Source organism: Streptomyces sp. CNH287 (assembly GCF_000424825.1).
Genome location: NZ_AUKQ01000011.1, coordinates 164419 through 181744, shown reverse-complemented (window position 1 = coordinate 181744; position 17326 = coordinate 164419). Strand labels below are relative to the sequence as shown.

Sequence of the window (17326 nt, the reverse complement as noted above, 5' to 3'; positions counted from 1 at the left end):
GCCCGCGCGGAGGCTTCAGGGCTCCAGCCGCAGCCGGGGGCGCGGCGCGTCGGTGCGCCCGGTGGGCGGTTTGCGGCTGCCCGCTCGGTACTGCTGCGGCCAGGAGGCGCCCGGCCCCCGGTAGTCCTGTTCGGCGGCGGCGTGCAGCGTCCAGTGGGGGTCGTAGAGGTGCGGGCGGCCCAGCGCGCACAGGTCGGCGCGGCCCGCCAGGAGGAGCGAGTTCACGTCGTCCCAGGAGGAGATGGCGCCGACCGCGACGACGGGGACGCCCAGCGCGTTGCGGATGCGGTCGGCGTACGGCGTCTGGTACGAGCGGCCGAAGTCGGGCGCCTCCTCGGCGACGACCTGCCCGGTCGAGACGTCCACAGCGTCGGCGCCGTGCGCTACGAGGGCGCGCGCCACGGCCACCGCGTCGGGGCCGGTCATGCCGCCCTCGGCCCAGTCGGTGGCGGAGATGCGGACGGTCAGCGGTCGGTCGTCCGGCCAGACCTCGCGTACCGAGTCGAGGACCTCGAGGGGGAAGCGGAGCCGCCCGGCCAGGTCGCCGCCGTAGGCATCGGTGCGCAGGTTGGTGAGCGGGGAGAGGAAGGAGGAGAGGAGGTAGCCGTGCGCGCAGTGCAGTTCGAGCAGGTCGAACCCGGCCTCGGCCGCGCGCTCGGCCGCGGAGCGGAAGCCGCGGCGGAGCGTGGCCAGCTCGCCGGGCGCCAGTTCGCGCGGTCTCTGGCTGACGCCGGGCCGGTAGGGCAGCGGGGAGGGGGCGACGAGCGGCCAGTTGCCGTCCGGCAGCGGGTCGTCCATGCCCTCCCACATCAGCCGGGTCGAGCCCTTGCGCCCGGAGTGCCCGAGCTGGACGCCGACGGCGGTGCCGGGGGCGCTGGTGTGCACGAAATCGGTGATCCGCCGCCACTGCCGCGTCTGCGCGGCGTCCCACAGGCCCGTACAGCCGGGGGTGATGCGGCCCTCGGGCGTCACGCACACCATCTCGGTCATCACCAGCCCCGCGCCGCCCAGGGCACGGGCGCCGAGGTGGACGAGGTGGAAGTCGCCGGGCAGGCCGTCCCGCGCGGAGTACATGTCCATGGCGGAGACCACGATCCGGTTGCGCAGCGTCAGGCCGTTCAGCCGGAAGGGGGTGAACATCGGCGGTGTGCCCTCGGGGACGTCCGCGGCGCGCTCCACCGCGGAGACGAAGGCCGGGTCGCGCAGCCGCAGATTGCCGTGGGTGACACGGCGGCTGCGGGTGAGCAGATTGAAGGCGAACTGGTGCGCGGGCTGGTCCACGTAGCCGGCCAGCTCCTCGAACCACTCCAGGCTGGCACGGGCGGCGCGCTGCGTGGACCGGACGACCGGGCGCCGTTCCGCCTCGTACGCCGCGAGCGCGGCCGGCAGCGCGGGATGCTCCTCCAGGCAGGCGGCCAGCGCCAGGGCGTCCTCGACGGCGAGCTTGGTGCCGGAGCCGATGGAGAAGTGGGCGGTGTGCGCGGCGTCGCCGATCAGCACGGTGTTCCCGTGCGACCAGCGCTCGTTGACGACGGTGCGGAAGACCGTCCACTGCGACCGGTTGCCCCGCAGGGGCCGCCCGCGCAGCGTCTCGGGGAAGAGCGCGGCGCAGTACGCGGCGGACGCCTCCTGGTCGAGCCGGTCCAGCCCGGCCGCGCGCCACACCTCCTCGCGCATCTCGACGATGACGGTGGAGGCGGGGCCGCGCGGCGCGGCGGAGTAGGGGTAGGCGTGCAGCTGGGCCACGCCGTGCGGGGTCTCGGCGATCTCGAAGCGGAAGGCGTCCAGCGCGAAGTCGGCGGCCAGCCAGATGTACCGGCAGCGGTGCGGGGTGATCCGGGGCCGGAACACCTCCGCGTACGCGTCGCGGGTGGCGCTGTGCACCCCGTCGGCGGCGATGACCAGGTCGTACTCGGCGGCCAGCACGGCGGGCGGCGGCGCCTCGGTGCGGAAGCGGAGCCGCACGCCCAGGGCGCGGCAGCGATCGTGCAGCACGGCCAGCAGTTCGCGCCGCCCCAGCGCCGCGAAGCCGTGCCCGCCGGAGGTGAGGGTACGGCCGCGGTGGTGGATGCCGATGTCGTCCCAGCGCACGAACTCCGCGCCCAGCGCGGTGAAGACCGCCGGATCGGCGTGCTCGATGCCGCCGAGGGTCTCGTCGGAGAGCACGACGCCGAAGCCGAACGTCTCCTCGGGCCCGTTGCGCTCGAAGACGGTGATCTCGCGGGCGGGGTCGAGGCGTTTGAGGAGGACGGCGGCGTAGAGGCCGCCGGGGCCGCCGCCGACCACCGCGACGCGCCGTACGGGCCCGCTCACGGCGTACGGCCCGCCACTACGCGCCCCGCCACTGCGGGGGCCGCTTCGCACTGAAGGCGGCGTGGAACTCGGCGTAGTCCGCGCTGTTCATCAGCAGCGCCTGCGTCGCGGCGTCCAGCTCGACGGCGGCGGACAGCGGCAGGTCCAGCTCGGCGGTCAGCAGCGCCTTGGTCTGGGCGTGGGCGAGCGCGGGGCCGTCGGCGAGGCGGCGGGCGAGGGCTGCGGCCTCACCGTGCGCCGCGCCCTCCTCGGTCAGCGCGCTCAGCAGCCCGATCCGCTCCGCCTCCGGGGCGCGTACGGGCTCGCCGAGCATCAGGATGCGGGTGGCGTGGCCGAGGCCCACGACGCGGGGCAGCAGGTAGGCGGCTCCCATGTCGCCCCCGGAGAGGCCGACCTTGGTGAAGAGGAACGAGAAGCGCGCGGTGGGGTCGGCGAGCCGGAAGTCGGCGGCCAGCGCGAGCACCGCGCCCGCGCCCGCGGCCACGCCGTGCACGGCGGCGACGACCGGGAAGGGCGCCTCGCGGAGCGCCCGTACCACCTGGCCGGTCATCCGGTTGAAGTCCAGGAGCTGCCCGGTGTCCATGCCCAGGGTGGCGCCGATGATCTCGTCCACGTCGCCGCCCGAGCAGAACCCGCGCCCCTCGCCGCCCAGCACCAGCGCGCGGGCCCGCCGGGTGCGGGACAGCTCTGCGAGCAGGTCGCGCAGGTCGGCGTACGCCTCGAAGGTGAGCGCGTTGAGCTTGTCGGGCCGCGCCAGGGTCACGGTGACGACGCCGTCCTCCTCGGTGACCCGGAGGTGCTCCCAGTGCTCGGTGGCGCGGACGGAACCGGTGAACGGGCTCATGAGGCGGTCTCCTGGGGCCGGGCGGCGCGGATGCCTGCATCTCGAAAGTATCACCCGTTCGTGACCGTCGTCATGAGCCCGCGATACACCTTCATCCCCGCGCCAGGGCCGCGCGCCCCGGCCCGGCCCGCCCCGCACGCGGCGGCGGGCGCGGCGGCGGCCGGTCCGGACCAAGGTCCCGCCCAGACGTGCCGCCCGGCCCTGCCGGTGCCCCCGGGCGCGTTCGTACGGTGGAGAGTCCCGCAGGCCCCGTGCCTGCCCTTGGAAACGGAAGGCGCCGTGTCACCTGCCGCTGACAGCACCTACTGGCACCTCGAGCTGCCGCACACCACGGCCGCCGTGCCGCTGGCGCGGGCGGTCGTGCGGCGGGCGCTGGCCGAGACGTGCGCGGACACCGGGAGCGACGCCGGCGCCTGCCACACCGCGGAGCTGCTGACGGCGGAACTGGTCGCCAACGCCGTCCAGCACACCCCGGGCGGCACCGCCGTACGGCTGACCGTGCGGCTGCTGCACGAAGGCCTCGCCCCAGCGGCGGAGGAGAGGCGCCCGGCGGCCCCGGACACCGTCCGGATCGAGGTGCGGGACCACGGGCCGCTGCCCCGGGCCGGACTGGCCGGGCCGGGCGCCGCGGAGCCCGGCCTGTGGGACGAGGACGGCCGCGGCCTGCTGCTCGTCCGCGCGCTGAGCCGCGGACACGGCTACCACGCCACCGCCGCGGGCAAGGCCGTCTGGTTCACGCTGACTCTTCCGGGCCCGCCAGCGTCGCCACCAGCACTGCCTTGATGGTGTGCATGCGGTTCTCGGCCTGGTCGAAGACGACGGAGTGGTCCGACTCGAAGACCTCGTCGGTGACCTCCAGGGAATCCAGGCCGTAGCGCTGGTGGATCTCCCGGCCCACGGTCGTGCCCAGGTCGTGGAAGGCCGGCAGGCAGTGCAGGAAGCGCACCTCGTCGTTGCCGGTGGCCCGCAGCACGTCCATGGTGACCGCGTACGGGCGCAGCAGGCCGATGCGCTCGTCCCAGACCTCCTTCGCCTCCCCCATGGACACCCACACGTCGGTGGCGACGAAGTCCGCGCGGCGCACCCCCTCGGCGACGTCCTCGGTGAGGGTGAGGCGGGCACCGGTGCGGTCCGCGACAGCGCGGGCCGTGGCCACCACCGACTCGTGGGGCCACAGCGCGCGGGGCGCCGCGATCCGCAGGTCCATGCCCAGCAGGGCGCCGGTGACCAGGCAGGAGTGGCCCATGTTGTTGCGGGCGTCGCCGAGGTAGGCGTAGGCGGTCCGGTCCAGCGCCTTGGTGCCGTGCTCGGTCATGGTGAGCACGTCGGCGAGCATCTGGGTGGGGTGCCACTCGTCGGTGAGGCCGTTGTAGACCGGGACCCCGGCGTGCGCGGCCAGCTCCTCGGCGACGCTCTGCGCCGCACCGCGGAACTCGATGCCGTCGTACATCCGCCCCAGCACCCGCGCCGTGTCGCGCGGGGACTCCTTGTGGCCTATGTGCGCGCCGGCCGGGTCCAGGTAGGTGGTGGCGGCGCCCTGGTCGGCCGCGGCCACCTCGAAGGAGCAGCGGGTGCGGGTGGACGCCTTCTCGAAGATCAGCGCGATGTTGCGCCCCGCGAGCCGCCGCCGCTCCGTGCCCGCCCGGCGGGCGGCCTTCAGCTCGGCGGCGAGGTCGATCAGGTGGCGGAACTCCCGGGGGGTGAAGTCCAGCTCCTTGAGGAAGTGGCGTCCCGTGAGGTCTGTCGCCATGAGGGGCTCCTAGGGTCTGACAGTACGAGCCGTAAGTATATACGGATCAATGCATCTCTATACAGCCTCCCTCTCGACGGGGCAGCTCATGCAGCGCGGCCCGCCCCGCCCCCGGCCCAGCTCGCTGCCGGGTATCTCCAGCACCTCGATGCCCTGCTTGCGCAGGAAGGTGTTCGTGGTCACGTTGCGCTCGTAGGCCACCACCACCCCCGGCTCGACCGCCAGCACGTTGCAGCCGTCGTCCCACTGCTCGCGCTCGGCGGAGTGCACGTCCTGCGTGGCGGTCAGCACCCGGATCGCGCTCAGCCCCAGCGCCTCCGCGATCGCCTGGTGCATGTGCTCCGGCGGATGGTCGGTGACCTTGAGGTCGGCGGGGCCCGCCCCCGGCTCGATCGTGTAGGAGCGGAGCATGCCCAGGCCCTCGTACTTGCTGAAGGTGTCGCCGTCGATCATCGTCATCACGGTGTCCAGGTGCATGAACGCGCGGCGCTTGGGCAGGTCGAGCGCGACGATGCTGCGGGCCGAGCCCGCCTCGAAAAGCCCGTGCGCCAGCGTCTCCACCGCCTGCGGGGTGGTGCGCTCGCTCATCCCCACCAGCACCGCGCCGTTGCCGATGACCAGCACGTCACCGCCCTCGATGGTGGAGGGGTAGGCGACGTGGCCCTCCGACCAGAAGCGGAAGGCGTTGCCCGTGAAGAGCGGGTGGTGGCGGTAGATCGCCTCGAAGTGGACGGTCTCGCGCTGCCGCGCGCGCCAGCGCATGTCGTTGATCGACACCCCGTCGTAGACCCAGGCCGAAGTGTCCCGGGTGAAGAGGTGGTTGGGCAGCGGGGCGAGCAGGAAGTCGTCCAGCTCCATGACATGGAAGCGGACCGAGACCGGCTCCGGATGCCCCTGGAGGAACTCCCGCTTGGTCATGCCGCCGATGAGCGCCTCGACCAGCTGCGGCGTCGCCAGCGCGTCGAAGGCGGCGCGCAGGTGGCCGGTGGCCAGCGGTCCGTACTCCCGCTCGTCGAAGACCCGGTCCAGCACGAGTGCGCGGGCGGCCGGAACGGCCAGCGCCTCGGCGAGCAGGTCCGCGAAGAGGTGGACGGTCACCCCCCGGTCGCGCAGGACGTCCGCGAAGGTGTCGTGCTCCTGCCGGGCGCGGCGCACCCACAGGACGTCGTCGAACAGGAGGTCGTTCTTGTTCGTGGGGGTGAGCCGCTTCAGCTCGAGATCGGGCCGGTGCAGAATGACGCGGTGGAGCCGTCCGGCCTCGGAGTCGACGTGGAATCCCATGGCCCCATCCTGTCGGAGGAGAGCGCCCGTTGCCCGCAGATACGGGCACCGGGTCATCTGCACGGGTGGGACGCGTCGCGGTAGAGGCTCGCGGCGAGGGCGATCGCGGTGTGGGTGGCGGGGTGGAGGGCGCGGGCGCGCCAGATGAGGTGGACGGCGACCGGGCCGGCGTCGCGGAGGGGGCGGTAGGTGATGCCGTCGCGGCGGTACTGGACGGCGGTGGCCTCCGGGGTCAGCCCCACGCAGCGTCCGGTGGCGATGGCGGCGAGCCAGTCGTCGATGTCGTGGGTGTACTCGACCGCGGGCCGGTCCTCCTGGGGCCACAGGTCCAAGGCGGTGGTGCCCGTGCGGCGGTCGATGGCCAGGGTGCGGCCGGGCAGCTCGTCCATGCGGATGCCGCGGCGCCTGGCCCAGGGGTCGTCGGAGGCCAGCGCGACGTAGCGGGCCTCCTCACCGATCCGCGCGTGCGACCAGGGCGCCAGGTTGAGGGGGGCACGGATGACGGCGAGGTCGCACAGCCCCTCCGCGAGACCGCCGGTGGGCGTGTTGTGGCGGATGAGGCGCAGCTCGGTCTCGGGGTGCTGTTCCCGCCAGCGGCGCTGGAACCCGGTGGTGTGGCGGCCGAAGCTGGACCAGGCGTGGCCGATGTGCAGCCGGCTGTGGCCGGAGGCCGCTTCGCGGACGAGTTCCCCGGTGCCCGCCAGCAGCACGCGCGCGCGGGTCAGGACCCGCACGCCCGCGGTGGTGGGGGCGACGCTGCGGCTGGTGCGGTGGAGCAGCTGGACCCCGAGAATGCCTTCCAGGGCGGCCAGCGTGCGGGAGACGGCGGCCTGGGAAACGCCCAGCTCGTACGCGGCGTCGGTGAAACTCCCGGTGTCCATGATGGCGGCCAGGCACCGCAGGTGCTTCAGCTCCAGCGCGGCGGTCCGCTTCCCCGTCTCATCCATGCGTCCAGCGTATAGGCGGGTGCGCGGATGCATTTTGCGCATGGCTCCCGCTCTTCGAGGGTGGGCCCATGAAGCCCGGAGCCTGCCCCGGTGCGACCTCTCGGTCCGCCCCGTCCGCGTCGCCGCCCCTCTCGCCGCCCCCGTCCCCGTCCCACGGGGGGACCCCCTCAGCAAGCGGGGGGCGCGCGGCCGGAGTGGCGCTGATGATCGGCAGCGGCCTGTCCAACCAGACGGGAGCCTCGCTCGCGGCGCTGGCGTTCCCGGACCTGGGGCCCGCCGGGGTGGTGGCGGTGCGCCAGTGGGTGGCGGCCCTGGTGCTCGGGGGCGTCGGCAGACCCCGGCTGCGGCACTTCACCGCGGCGCAGTGGCGTCCCGTGCTGGGCCTCGCGCTCGTGTTCGCGACGATGAACCTGTCGCTGTACGCGGCGATCGAGCGGATCGGGCTCGGGCTGGCGGTCACGCTGGAGTTCCTCGGCCCGCTGGCCGTGGCCCTGGCCCGGTCCCGCCGCCGTGCCGACCTGGCCGCCGCGGTGGCCGCCGCGGGCGCGGTGGCCGTACTGACCCGCCCCACCCCCTCCACCGACTACCTGGGCATCGGTCTGGCCCTGCTGGCCGCGGCGTGCTGGGCCTGCTACATCCTGCTCAACCGGACCGTCGGTGCCCGCCTGCCCGGCCTGGAGGGCCCGGCCGCCGCGGCGGCGGTCTCCGGCGCCCTGTACCTGCCCGTCGGCGCGTGGGCACTGTGGCACCACCCGCCCACCTCCGCCGCCCTGGGCTGCGCCCTCGCCGCCGGAGTCCTCTCCTCCGCGGTGCCGTTCCTGGCCGACCTGCTGGCGCTGCGCCGCGTCCCGGCGCACTTCTTCAGCGTGTTCATGAGCGTGAACCCGGTCTTCGCCGCCCTGATCGGCCTCGCCGTGCTCGGGCAGCGGCTCGACGCGTACGCCTGGCTCGCCGTCGCCGTGATCGTCGGCGCGAACATCCTCGTGGTCTCCACCGCGCGCTCCTCCCGTACGACGTGAGCGTCCGGCGCGGTGAGTGCCGGACCGGGGGCGGGAGACGGGAGCCGCGGGCGCCGCTTGACTTCAATCAAGGTTGATCTACCAGGCTGCCACTCATCACCGAACGGGACTCTCAGGAAGGACACGACATGTCACAGGCCGTGGACCAGTGGATCAGCCGGCACGCACGCCCCGTACCCGCGAACGACCCGCGGCCCGCCCCCACGGACCCCTGGGCGGAGGACGCGCGCTTCCGCGACGCCACCGTCGTCGCCCTGGGCGCCTCCACCCGGCAGTCCCGCCAGCTCTCGGTCCTCTCCCACCGCGTCTTCGCCTCACTGGTCGAGCACTCCGGCTTCCGCTCCCTCGCCCTGGAGGGCGACGACCCCGTCCGGACCGGGCTCACCGAGTACGTCGCCACGGGGACGGGCGACCCGCGCACACTGCTGGCGGGCGCCCGCCCGTTCTGGCAGACGGCGGAGATCCTCGACGTGGTCCGCTGGATGCGCGCCTACAACATACGGAACCCCGGCGATCCGGTCCGCTTCGCGCGGGCCCCGGACGAACCCCCGTTCCCCCACGCCGGGCGCCCGCCGCTGGAAGGCATGGCGGCCCTTGAACGGACCCTGGCCGAGAACACCCTCTGGTGGCACGGACAGACCGGCGACAAGATCGTCTACTGGGGCGGCCTCGCGCACACCGCCCACGCCGAGACCCGCCACACCGCAGCGACGCACCGCAACGCGGGCGGCTACCTGCGCGAACGCTTCGGCAGCGGCTACGTCTCGATGGGCCTGCTCTTCGACCACGGGACGATCCCCGCTGCCGTACCCTCCCCGCCGGCGGACTTCGCCGAGTCGGCGCTGGCCCGCAGCGGGCCGGCCGCCTACTACCTGGACCTGCGCGCACCGAGCCCCGCCGCGGTACGCGCCTGGCTGACCACGCCCGCCAGGACCCGGATGATCGGCCCCGGCTACGAAAGCGCGGACGACGCCGACCACCACGTGGACGGGGGCTCGCTCGCCGGATGGTTCGACGCCGTGCTCCACGTACGGGAGGTCACGCCCGCCGGCCCGCTCCTCCCCGGCGCCGAGGGCTGAGCCCGGGAGCGGCGGGCAGCCGGTGCGGCTTCACCCCCCAGCGGCGGTGGCGACGGCTCGGCGGCAAAGCGGCCCGGCGGGGACCGTACGTGCTCAGACTGCGCCCAGCGCGCGGGCCACGTCCGTGATCCGCTCCGGGCCCACCCGGCAGCAGCCGCCGATCAGCCGCGCGCCCCGCTGCGCCCAGTGCCCCGCCCGCTCGGGGGCGAAGGTGGCGGCACCCCGCCAGGCGCGCCGCCGCGCGTCCCAGCCCTCGCCGCTGTTCGGGTAGACCACGACAGGCTTGCCGGTGACCTCGGCGGCCGTCTCCACCGCGGCGTCGGCCGCCGCCGGATCGCAGCAGTTCACCCCGACCGCGAGCACGTCGTCGCGGCCCGCCGCCACGGCGAAGGCGTCGGCCAGCGGCTGGCCCGCGCGGGTGTGCCCGCCCTCGATCGTGTAGCTCAGCCACACCGGCACCCCGCAGCCGCGCGCGGCGCTCAGCAGCGCCGCCGCCTCGTCCGCGTCCGGCACGGTCTCCAGCGCGAGCACGTCGGGACCGGCCTCGGCGAGCGCCTCGATACGGGGATGGTGGAAGCGCCGCAGCCGCTCCTCACTCAGGCCGTACCGCCCCCGGTACTCACTGCCGTCGGCGAGCACCGCGCCGTAGGGGCCGACCGAAGCGGCCACCCAGACCTCGCGGTCGCCGGCGGCGGCCCGGGCCAGCCGCACGCTGCGGCGCAGGAGTCCGGCCGCCTCCGCGCGGCCCAGCCCCCGGCGGCCGAAGCCCTCGAAGGACGCCTGATAGCTGCCGGTCACCAGGACCCGCGCCCCCGCCCGCACGTAGGCCCGGTGGGCCGCCTCGATCTGCTCCGGGGCGTCGGCCAGCAGCCTGGCCGACCACAGCGGGTCGGACAGGTCGCAGCCCTGGTCCTCCAGTTGGCTGGCGAGCCCGCCGTCCAGGGCCAGCGGTCCGGCGGCGAGCGCCTCGGCGAGCGGGCGCACGGGGGCGGTCACGCCAGGGCGCTCCCCACCTGGCCGGAGATCAGCTCCAGGTGGTCGAGGTCGGCCAGGTCGAGGATCTGGAGATAGATGCGCGAGGCACCCGCCTCCTGGTAGCGGCCGATGCGGTCGACGACCTCGGCCGGGGAGCCCGCCAGGCCGTTCTCCTTCAGCTCCGGCACCTTCCGGCCGATGGCGCCCGCCCGGCGCGCGACCTCCGCGTCGTCCCTCCCCACGCAGGCGACCAGCGCGTTGGAGTAGACGAGGTCGTCCGGCGCCCGGCCGTGCTCGACGGCGGCGGCCCGCACCCGCTCGAACTGGCGCGCGGAGTCGGCGGCGGAGGCGAAGGGGACGTTGAACTCGTCGGCGTACTTCGCCGCGAGCCGGGGCGTGCGGACCGCGCCCAGGCCGCCGACCAGCACCGGCACCCTGGACTGCACGGGCTTGGGCAGCGCGGGCGAGTCGGTCAGCTGGTAGTACTCCCCCGCGAAACTGAAGGTCTCCCCGACGGGAGTACCCCACAGCCCGGTGACAATCGCGAGCTGCTCCTCCAGCCTGCCGAACTTGGCACCGGGGAAGGGGATGCCGTACGCCTTGTGCTCCTCCTCGTACCAGCCGGAGCCGAGACCGAACTCGATCCGCCCGCCCGACATGGCGTCCACCTGCGCGACCTGGATCGCCAGCGGCCCCGGCAGCCGGAAGGTGCCCGCCGTCATCAGGGTGCCCAGCCGGATGCGGCTGGTCTCCCGGGCGAGCCCGGCCAGCGTGATCCAGGCGTCGGTCGGCCCGGGCAGGCCGTCCGTGTCACCCATGGCCAGATAGTGGTCGGAGCGGAAGAACGCGTCGAAGCCCAGGTCCTCGGCAGCCTTTGCGACGGTGAGCAGGGTGTCGTAGTCGGCGCCCTGCTGCGGTTCGGTGAAAATGCGCAGATCCATGTCCCCATCCTGCCCCCGGCGCGCACGGAACGCCGCTCGCGGGGCCCGCGGCTCGCCACCGACACCCGTCCACCCGGGCCTTCGGCGGGCGCGGGCCTGGCGTGGGGCGCCTCGCGGCCAAGCGGCGCGGCGGGCGGCGGAGTTGCCCAGCGCGGCGCGGGCGCCGGACGGGCGGGTGCTCAGAGCACGCGCGCGCCGCCGCGCTCCGGCAGCGCCAGGCTGCGGAGCATCCCGGCGACCCGGTCACCCGACTCGTCGGCCGCGTCTATCGCGTCGAGGCACTGCCAGTACAACCCCTCCTCGTCCGCCGCCACGGCCACTCCGACCAGCGCGACGCCGGACTCCCCGAGCAGCCCGGCGAGATCGAGGAGCACACGGCGCGGGTCCGACACGGCGGAGAGCCGCGTGGCCCGTATCTCTTCCTCCTCCCAGGCGGGCCGGCGCAGCGAACCGCACCCTCTGCTGCCCGCCTCGCTCAGCCCGACGGCCTCCGCACGGACCACCGGCGGCCCGCACGCCGCCAGCTGGGAGCCGACCGCCGCCACGAGCGCCTGCGCCTGCCACGCCTCCGCGACGACGTCGGTCAGCGCCTTGCTCTGGGCGAGCGCCTGCCGTGAAACCTCGATGAGTCTTGACGCTTCCATCTCTCATCCCCCTCCACTGGTCGCTACCCAGCGTGACTGCCAATGGCCGCTTCCGCCAGGGAGTTTGGGAAATCTGTGGATAATCCGACACCTCTGAAGAAAACTCTCACTCCATAGAGTGACCGTTTCCACCCACCGGGAAACGCTTCTCGTTCCTGTCGATCTTCGCGGCCAGTGCCGTGAGGGGGTCGATGCCCAACACCCCGCAGAACTGCAGGAGATAGGCCAGCACGTCCGCGACCTCGTCCTCGACCCGCGCGGCCGACTCCCCGGCCGCCATCACCGCGACCGATTCGTCCGGTGTGAGCCACTGAAAGATTTCCACCAGTTCCCCGGCCTCGACGCTCAGCGCGGCGGCCAGGTTCTTCGGTGTGTGGTACCTGCCCCAGTCGCGGGCGGCCGCGAAGTCGGCGAGGCGGCGCTGCAACTGCGCGAGGTCGGGCTCAGTCTGTTCGGTCACCCCCCAGGTCTACCAGGGCCGCCTCGGGCACCTCCGCCGTGGTCCGCAGCGCGCCGCCACCCTGGAGGGTGCCGATCAGCCGTACGTGCCCCCGCGCGCACATCCGGGCGGCCAGCGTGAGCAGTTCCCTGGTCTGCCGCCGGTCCAGGCCCCGGTCCAGGCCGTCGGCGAGCACCGTGAGCACCTGCCCGCCGGGCAGTTCCTCCGCACACCCCGCCACCCGGAGCGCGTCCGGCCCGGCCAGCAGCACCAACGCGAGCGCCATGTAGCGCAGTTCGCCGTCCCCCAGCCACTCGGCCGGGGTGTGCCGCCGCGCCTCGCCGCGCTCGACCACCGCCCGCACCAGCGCCGCGCCCTCGCGGTCGCCGCGCGCCGCCAGCCCGCCCACCGGGCCCGCGCAGCCCGCCCGTACGGCGTCCACGAGCGCCGCGTGCCGGGTGCCGCTCTCCGCCCGGATGCGGTGCAGCACCGCGGCGAAGTTGTCGCAGCCGCCGCGCAGCAGCGCGTCCGTGGAGGCCACCGCGCCGCGCATCCGCTCCGGCCGCGGATCGCACGGGAACGCCGCGCGCAGCGCGTACACCACCTGCTCGGCGGCGGCCAGGACGCGGCGCTGGCCCGGCGTGGTGCCGGCGACGCGCAGCGGCAGCATGGCGGTGGCGAGCCGGTCGTCCGGAAGCGGGGCGCGGGTGACCCGGGTGGCGCCGGCGGTGTGCCACTCGGCCTGCACCGCGCGCCTGCCCGGATCGCGCAGCGCCGTGGAGAGCAGCGTGCGGCCGTCGGAGGCGGTCAACCGCTCCCCGGCGATGCGCAGTTCCGGCTCCGCCTGGACGGCGAGGTCGAACCGTACCGGCCCGGCCCGCCCGTCCACCGTGCAGCCCAGCCGGAACCCCCGCCTGCCCTGCGGGTCGGCGGACGCCGCCTGCGGCACGTACGCCGAGGGGCCGCCCCGCGCCTCCCCGAACACCTGCCCGAGATCCGCGCCGTCCCCGAGCCGGGCCAGCGCCTCGTAGCCCTCCAGCAGGCTCGACTTGCCGCTGCCGCTGGCCCCGGTCAGCAAGGTGAGCGGGGCCAGCGCCAGCGTCCTGCCCCGGTGCGAGCGGAAGGCGGAGAGCCGCAGCTCGGTGACGACGGCCGTGGGGGGCGCTGTGGGGGTGGGGTCCATGCTCGGGAACCGTACGCACCCCGCCCGCTGCGGAACCGTTCCCGCACTCCCGGCGTCCCCCGATCGGGCGACCCGCACGGCGGGAAACCCGCTGCCGCGTCCCGCCCCCGGGCCGATGAGTTTCCGGCGCGGCGGGGGTCTGTCCTCCCGACCGCACAGGAGCGCGGCACGGCGGCCGGCCGACGGGGGTCAACCTCTGGTAGGGGTCAGCACCCTGAGACGTATGGGTGGTAACCCCACCACGAGAGGGGGACCACCCTGATCGTCCGGGCGGCCCCCGGTCCGTAGGTTCTTCATCAACGGCACCGCAGCGCTCCACACCCACCTCGGAGGAACCTCGTGACCACGCGACAGCACCGGCGGACACACCGGATCAGCCCGGCCGTCGCGGCCTTCGTCCGCTTCGTCGTCTGCGGCGGCGGGGTCGGGCTGGCGTCCAGCGGGGCACTCGTGCTGCTCGACGGCACGATGCCGATGATGGTGGCCAACGCGCTGATCACCGTGGTCTCCACGGTGATCGCGACCGAGCTGCACGGCCGGATCTCCTTCCGCAGCACCCGCCGGGGCTGGGGCGTCCACCTCCAGTCGGCGATGACGGTGGCGGTGAGCTACGCGTTCACCACCGGCGCCCTGCTGGGCCTGTACGCGGTGCACTCCGCGCCCTCCGCGCTGACCGAGCAGGCCGTCTACCTCTCGGCGTCCGCGCTGGCGGGCCTCGGCCGCTTCGCGGTCCTGCGCGCCGTCGTCTACGCCGAGCGGGCCGCCACGCGTGCGCCGGGCCTGGACCGGGGAGCGGTCGTCATGGCGGCCTGACGCGTCCCGCCCCCGAGCCCTGCCGTGCGGTGACCGCGGCGGGGCTCTCGCGTTCCCGGTCAGCCCGTCACCAGGCGGAGCAGCGCGGTGACCACGACGGCGCCTATGAGCGCCACGGGAAGCGGGGCCCGGCACAGCCGCAGGACGACCACAGCCGCCAACCCGGCGAGCACCGTCAGGTCCAGGCCGCCCCAGCCGGGCCCGGCCACGTCCACCACGACGAATCCGGCGAGCAGGGCGGGGGCCATGAGTGCGATGACGGCCCGGATGCGCACGGGCAGTTCGCGACCGCCCAGGAGGGCGGGGCCGACGGCCTTGAAGGCGAAGCTGAGCAGTGCGATCGCGCAGATGGCGAACCAGGGAGTCATGTCGCGGCCTTCCCGGCGGGGTCCGGTGCGGGACGGGTGAGCGCGACCAGGGCGGCCAGGGCCGCGCCGACCAACGCCGGTCCGGTGGGGAGGAAGCAGATCGCTCCGGCGGCGAGGGCGGCGCCCAGCAGGGCCGGGAGCCGGTTGCCGGGGGTGCCGCGCACCTCGTCCAGCAGGAGGCTCAGGAACAGGGCCGGGGCGAGGACGTCCAGCCCGAGGGTTTCCAGGAGATCCGGGTCGGGGGCCAGTACGACACCCAGCACCGTGCCCGCCACCCACGCGGGCCACTGGACCGCGCTCGCGCCGAAGAGCAGGTGCCGGTCGAACCGGCCGCCGCCCAGGTGCGCGGCGGCCCACGAGGCGTCGATCACCGCCTGCCCCTCCAGCGCCCGGCGCAGCCGACCGCCGCGCAGGTCACCGGCTATGGCGATGCCCATGGGGATGAAGCGGCTGTTGATCAGGGCGGCGGCGGTGACCGCCGAGGATATTCCGCCGCCGCTCCCCAGAGCCGCCACCAGGGCGAACTGCGCAGAGCCGGAGAAGACGACCACCGAGCACAGGACGGGCGCGAGGGGCCCCCAGCCCTGTGTCTGGGTGAGTGCGCCGAAGCTGACGGCCAGCAGGAAGCTGGAGGCCGCCAGCCCCAGCCCGATGTTGACGCCGTAGCGGAAGCGGTCGCGCGGTGTGGGGTCGGCGCCCACCGGTGGTGAGGTTGACATTCCGAGAGGCTAACACCCTTACGCAGCTTTGCCCGTTAGACAGATAGGATGCCGGTGTGACCGAGCAGCGGAACGGACAGCAGGCCCAGGTTCCCGAGGGGGAAGTGGCACGGTTCAGCGGTCACTTGGTGCTGGACTTCGTCAACTCCGTCGGCTGGCGCGCGGACGACGCCCGCCGGTACGAGCGGGTGACCGGGGCCGGGCAGTGGGTGCGCTGGGCAGCCGCCATCGGCCTGTGGAGCCCTGAGCAGTCCGCGGCGCTCCTCACCGCGACGGACACGAGCGGGGGTGACGCGGACCGGGCACGGCGCCAGGTGGCCGGTCTGCTGAGCCTGCGCGCCGTGCTCTGCGAGGTGCTGGACGCGCATGCCGACGCCGAGCCCCCGCCGCCCGACGCGTGGGCGGCGCTGCGCCGGGCCGTCCTGCGCGCCCGCGAGCACGCCGAACTGCCGCCCGAACTGCCGCTGCGCTGGCAGCCGGGCACCGCCTGCGTCGCCGACCTCGGGCACGCGCTCGCACTGCGGGCCGAGGAGCTGCTCAGCGGCCCGGACCTGCCCCGGGTCCGGGTCTGCGACGGGCCGGGCTGCGGGGCGTTCTTCCTCGACCACAGCCGCAGCGGCACCCGGCGCTGGTGCAGTTCGCGCGGCTGCGGCAACCGCGACCGCGTCCGCCGTCACTACGCACGCAGCCGCCGCTCGGCTCGGTCGCCGGCGTAGCGCCGCCCGGCCGGGCCGTCCCGCCCAGCCGGTCGCCGCCCCGGATGCCCGGCAGGCCGCGGACCCTGGCGATGCTGCCCGCCGACGACGTCGGGCCCGGTGACGGCGAAGACGGTGCCGGCGGGCGGCAGTTGCCGGTCGGCGGCGGGCGGGGGGCAGCAGGGTGCGGATCGCGGCGGTGAGGGCACCGGTGCCCTCACCGGTCAGGGCCGATCCACCGCCGCGATGACGTCGGGGTGGCCGGGTGTGTCGACGAGGTCGACCTGGAGGTCACTGGCGGCGAAGGAGGCGACCGCGGAGCGGATGGCGCTGCCGAGTTCGGCGACGGCGCCGTTGTCGAAGAGCAGCCGCTCGGTGAGGCTGGTCCTACCGGCGTCGAGGTCGGCGAGGATGCCAAGGTTCAGGGTTCGGTGAAGCAGGAGAGTCGCATCGTGTGCTCCCTGCGCTCCACTACCGCCGGACGGGGCCGGTCCTCCGGCCGCGCGCCGAGCTGCCGCAGAACGCGCCCGGCGGCACCGGCATGTACCGCCGCCACCGCGCCCCGCCCGGTGGGCTACTTCGCCACCACGAGGGAGAAGTCGTAGAGGTCGCCGCGGCACAGCGATTCGCCGTACTCGACGATGTGGCCCCTCTCGTCCCGCGCCGTGCGTCTGACCAGCAGCGCGGCCGAGCCGTCGCGGACGGCCAGCAGCCTCGCCTGGCGGCCCGCCACGTTGACGGCGCGGATCTGGAGGTCGGCGCGCACCACGCGGACGCCGTACCCGCTGAGCAGCGCCTCGGACAGGGAGCCCTGGAGCAGCTCCGGGTCGATCCGGGGGAAGCGCTCCGCCGAGAGGTAGACCGTCTCCAGGCAGACGGGGAAGCCGTCGCCCAGGCACAGCCGCTCGATGCGGTGCGCGGTGGTGCCCGCGTCCACGCCCAGGGCGACGGACAGGTCGAGCCCGGCCTCGACCCGCTCGTCGCCCAGCAGTTGGGAGCTGGGCCGGTAGCCGCGTGCGCGCAGGTCCTCGGAGAAGGAGGTGAGCGTGGAGGTCTTGGTGACGTGCGGGTGCGAGACGAAGGTGCCCACGCCCCGGACACTGCGGACCAGGCCCGCCTCGCGCAGCGCCTGGAGGGCGCGGCGGGCCGTCGACCTGCTCACGCCGTAGTCCTCGGCCAGCCGGCGCTCGGTGGGGAGCGCCTCGTCCGGCCGCATCCGGGCGATGTCGGCCTCCAGGCGCCGTTGCAGGGACTCGTGCTTGTAGCTCTCCTTCGTCACGCTGCCGTCTGTCCGCTCGTCCTCGGCTGTCACATGC

18 protein-coding genes and 1 pseudogene are annotated in these 17326 nt (G+C 74.6%); 5 read left to right on the top strand and 14 right to left on the bottom strand.

The genetic code is table 11. The features are described from left to right. Positions 1 to 15 precede the first annotated feature (15 nt). Together H299_RS0112200 and H299_RS0112195 are read right to left on the bottom strand one after the other, a co-directional pair. Positions 16 to 2313 (bottom strand): bifunctional salicylyl-CoA 5-hydroxylase/oxidoreductase, encoded by a 2298-nt coding sequence (locus tag H299_RS0112200; protein ID WP_027748634.1) that lies wholly within the window; start codon positions 2311 to 2313, stop codon positions 16 to 18. Positions 2314 to 2329: 16 nt separating this feature from the next. Continuing rightward, positions 2330 to 3157, bottom strand: a complete 828-nt coding sequence (locus H299_RS0112195) for an enoyl-CoA hydratase family protein (protein ID WP_027748633.1) — start codon at positions 3155 to 3157, stop codon at positions 2330 to 2332. Positions 3158 to 3436: 279 nt separating this feature from the next. Here H299_RS0112195 and H299_RS0112190 point away from each other — a divergent pair, with 279 nt between their 5' ends. Beyond that, entirely contained in the window at positions 3437 to 3940 is a 504-nt protein-coding gene (locus tag H299_RS0112190) for an ATP-binding protein (RefSeq protein ID WP_027748632.1), read from the top strand. Here H299_RS0112190 and argF read toward each other — a convergent pair. The 3 genes from argF to H299_RS0112175 are packed head-to-tail and all read right to left on the bottom strand — an operon-like array spanning position 3891 to position 7135. Beyond that, positions 3891 to 4907: an ornithine carbamoyltransferase gene (gene argF, locus H299_RS0112185; protein WP_027748631.1), complete on the bottom strand. Its 1017-nt coding sequence runs from the start codon at positions 4905 to 4907 to the stop codon at positions 3891 to 3893. The two genes, H299_RS0112190 and argF, sit on opposite strands and share 50 nt — an antisense overlap. A gap of 57 nt (positions 4908 to 4964) precedes the next feature. Continuing rightward, on the bottom strand, positions 4965 to 6188 hold the full coding sequence (locus tag H299_RS0112180) for an arginine deiminase (protein WP_027748630.1): 1224 nt from the start codon (positions 6186 to 6188) through the stop codon (positions 4965 to 4967). Between the two features lie 53 nt (positions 6189 to 6241). Next, positions 6242 to 7135: a LysR family transcriptional regulator gene (locus H299_RS0112175; RefSeq protein ID WP_027748629.1), complete on the bottom strand. Its 894-nt coding sequence runs from the start codon at positions 7133 to 7135 to the stop codon at positions 6242 to 6244. 203 nt (positions 7136 to 7338) lie between these two features. Here H299_RS0112175 and H299_RS0112170 point away from each other — a divergent pair, with 203 nt between their 5' ends. Then, complete coding sequence (locus H299_RS0112170) at positions 7339 to 8154, top strand: EamA family transporter (RefSeq protein ID WP_486587247.1); 816 nt, start codon at positions 7339 to 7341, stop codon at positions 8152 to 8154. Positions 8155 to 8282: 128 nt separating this feature from the next. Then, positions 8283 to 9233, top strand: coding sequence for an erythromycin esterase family protein (locus H299_RS33740; RefSeq protein ID WP_027748627.1), 951 nt, complete (start codon positions 8283 to 8285; stop codon positions 9231 to 9233). Positions 9234 to 9326: 93 nt separating this feature from the next. On the opposite strand, the gene mmuM is transcribed toward H299_RS33740, so the two are convergent. The 5 genes from mmuM to H299_RS33735 all read right to left on the bottom strand — a co-directional run bounded on the left by mmuM (position 9327) and on the right by H299_RS33735 (position 13415). After that, entirely contained in the window at positions 9327 to 10229 is a 903-nt protein-coding gene (mmuM, locus tag H299_RS0112160) for a homocysteine S-methyltransferase (protein ID WP_027748626.1), read from the bottom strand. Next, positions 10226 to 11149 (bottom strand): LLM class F420-dependent oxidoreductase, encoded by a 924-nt coding sequence (locus H299_RS0112155; RefSeq protein ID WP_027748625.1) that lies wholly within the window; start codon positions 11147 to 11149, stop codon positions 10226 to 10228. Before H299_RS0112155 ends, mmuM begins: the two co-directional genes overlap by 4 nt. 179 nt (positions 11150 to 11328) lie before the next feature. Then, complete coding sequence (locus H299_RS0112150; RefSeq protein ID WP_027748624.1) at positions 11329 to 11793, bottom strand: DUF6099 family protein; 465 nt, start codon at positions 11791 to 11793, stop codon at positions 11329 to 11331. Positions 11794 to 11899: 106 nt separating this feature from the next. Next, positions 11900 to 12253: a nucleotide pyrophosphohydrolase gene (locus tag H299_RS0112145; RefSeq protein ID WP_027748623.1), complete on the bottom strand. Its 354-nt coding sequence runs from the start codon at positions 12251 to 12253 to the stop codon at positions 11900 to 11902. After that, positions 12237 to 13415 carry a biotin transporter BioY gene (locus H299_RS33735; RefSeq protein ID WP_037758747.1) on the bottom strand — a complete coding sequence of 393 codons (1179 nt, stop codon included), beginning with the start codon at positions 13413 to 13415 and terminating at the stop codon, positions 12237 to 12239. The genes H299_RS0112145 and H299_RS33735 overlap by 17 nt, the downstream gene beginning before the upstream one ends. A gap of 339 nt (positions 13416 to 13754) precedes the next feature. Here H299_RS33735 and H299_RS0112135 point away from each other — a divergent pair, with 339 nt between their 5' ends. Further along, on the top strand, positions 13755 to 14228 hold the full coding sequence (locus H299_RS0112135) for a hypothetical protein (protein WP_051262381.1): 474 nt from the start codon (positions 13755 to 13757) through the stop codon (positions 14226 to 14228). 59 nt (positions 14229 to 14287) lie between these two features. Here the strand turns inward: H299_RS0112135 and H299_RS0112130 are convergent, their stop codons facing one another. Further along, entirely contained in the window at positions 14288 to 14596 is a 309-nt protein-coding gene (locus H299_RS0112130) for an AzlD domain-containing protein (protein WP_027748621.1), read from the bottom strand. Further along, positions 14593 to 15315 carry an AzlC family ABC transporter permease gene (locus tag H299_RS0112125; RefSeq protein WP_037758745.1) on the bottom strand — a complete coding sequence of 241 codons (723 nt, stop codon included), beginning with the start codon at positions 15313 to 15315 and terminating at the stop codon, positions 14593 to 14595. The genes H299_RS0112130 and H299_RS0112125 overlap by 4 nt, the downstream gene beginning before the upstream one ends. 56 nt (positions 15316 to 15371) lie before the next feature. Between H299_RS0112125 and H299_RS0112120 the strand changes: the two genes are divergently transcribed. After that, positions 15372 to 16031: a CGNR zinc finger domain-containing protein gene (locus tag H299_RS0112120; protein WP_051262380.1), complete on the top strand. Its 660-nt coding sequence runs from the start codon at positions 15372 to 15374 to the stop codon at positions 16029 to 16031. A gap of 209 nt (positions 16032 to 16240) precedes the next feature. Here the strand turns inward: H299_RS0112120 and H299_RS40395 are convergent. Continuing rightward, a pseudogene (locus tag H299_RS40395) lies at positions 16241 to 16450 on the bottom strand (GTP-binding protein); the annotation flags it as partial. Between the two features lie 134 nt (positions 16451 to 16584). Further along, positions 16585 to 17322, bottom strand: a complete 738-nt coding sequence (locus H299_RS0112110) for a GntR family transcriptional regulator (RefSeq protein WP_051262379.1) — start codon at positions 17320 to 17322, stop codon at positions 16585 to 16587. Between the last annotated feature and the right edge of the window lie 4 nt (positions 17323 to 17326).

Bases quoted from the DNA above. Each gene is read 5' to 3' on its own strand.
- H299_RS0112180 (WP_027748630.1), bottom strand. From the start codon at position 6,188: ATGGGATTCCACGTCGACTCCGAGGCCGGACGGCTCCACCGCGTCATT.
- H299_RS0112195 (WP_027748633.1), bottom strand. From the start codon at position 3,157: ATGAGCCCGTTCACCGGTTCCGTCCGCGCCACCGAGCACTGGGAGCAC.
- H299_RS0112175 (WP_027748629.1), bottom strand. From the start codon at position 7,135: ATGGATGAGACGGGGAAGCGGACCGCCGCGCTGGAGCTGAAGCACCTG.
- H299_RS33735 (WP_037758747.1), bottom strand. From the start codon at position 13,415: ATGGACCCCACCCCCACAGCGCCCCCCACGGCCGTCGTCACCGAGCTG.
- H299_RS0112130 (WP_027748621.1), bottom strand. From the start codon at position 14,596: ATGACTCCCTGGTTCGCCATCTGCGCGATCGCACTGCTCAGCTTCGCC.
- H299_RS0112150 (WP_027748624.1), bottom strand. From the start codon at position 11,793: ATGGAAGCGTCAAGACTCATCGAGGTTTCACGGCAGGCGCTCGCCCAG.
- H299_RS0112125 (WP_037758745.1), bottom strand. From the start codon at position 15,315: ATGTCAACCTCACCACCGGTGGGCGCCGACCCCACACCGCGCGACCGC.
- argF (WP_027748631.1), bottom strand. From the start codon at position 4,907: ATGGCGACAGACCTCACGGGACGCCACTTCCTCAAGGAGCTGGACTTC.
- H299_RS33740 (WP_027748627.1), top strand. From the start codon at position 8,283: ATGTCACAGGCCGTGGACCAGTGGATCAGCCGGCACGCACGCCCCGTA.
- H299_RS0112170 (WP_486587247.1), top strand. From the start codon at position 7,339: ATGATCGGCAGCGGCCTGTCCAACCAGACGGGAGCCTCGCTCGCGGCG.
- H299_RS0112155 (WP_027748625.1), bottom strand. From the start codon at position 11,149: ATGGATCTGCGCATTTTCACCGAACCGCAGCAGGGCGCCGACTACGAC.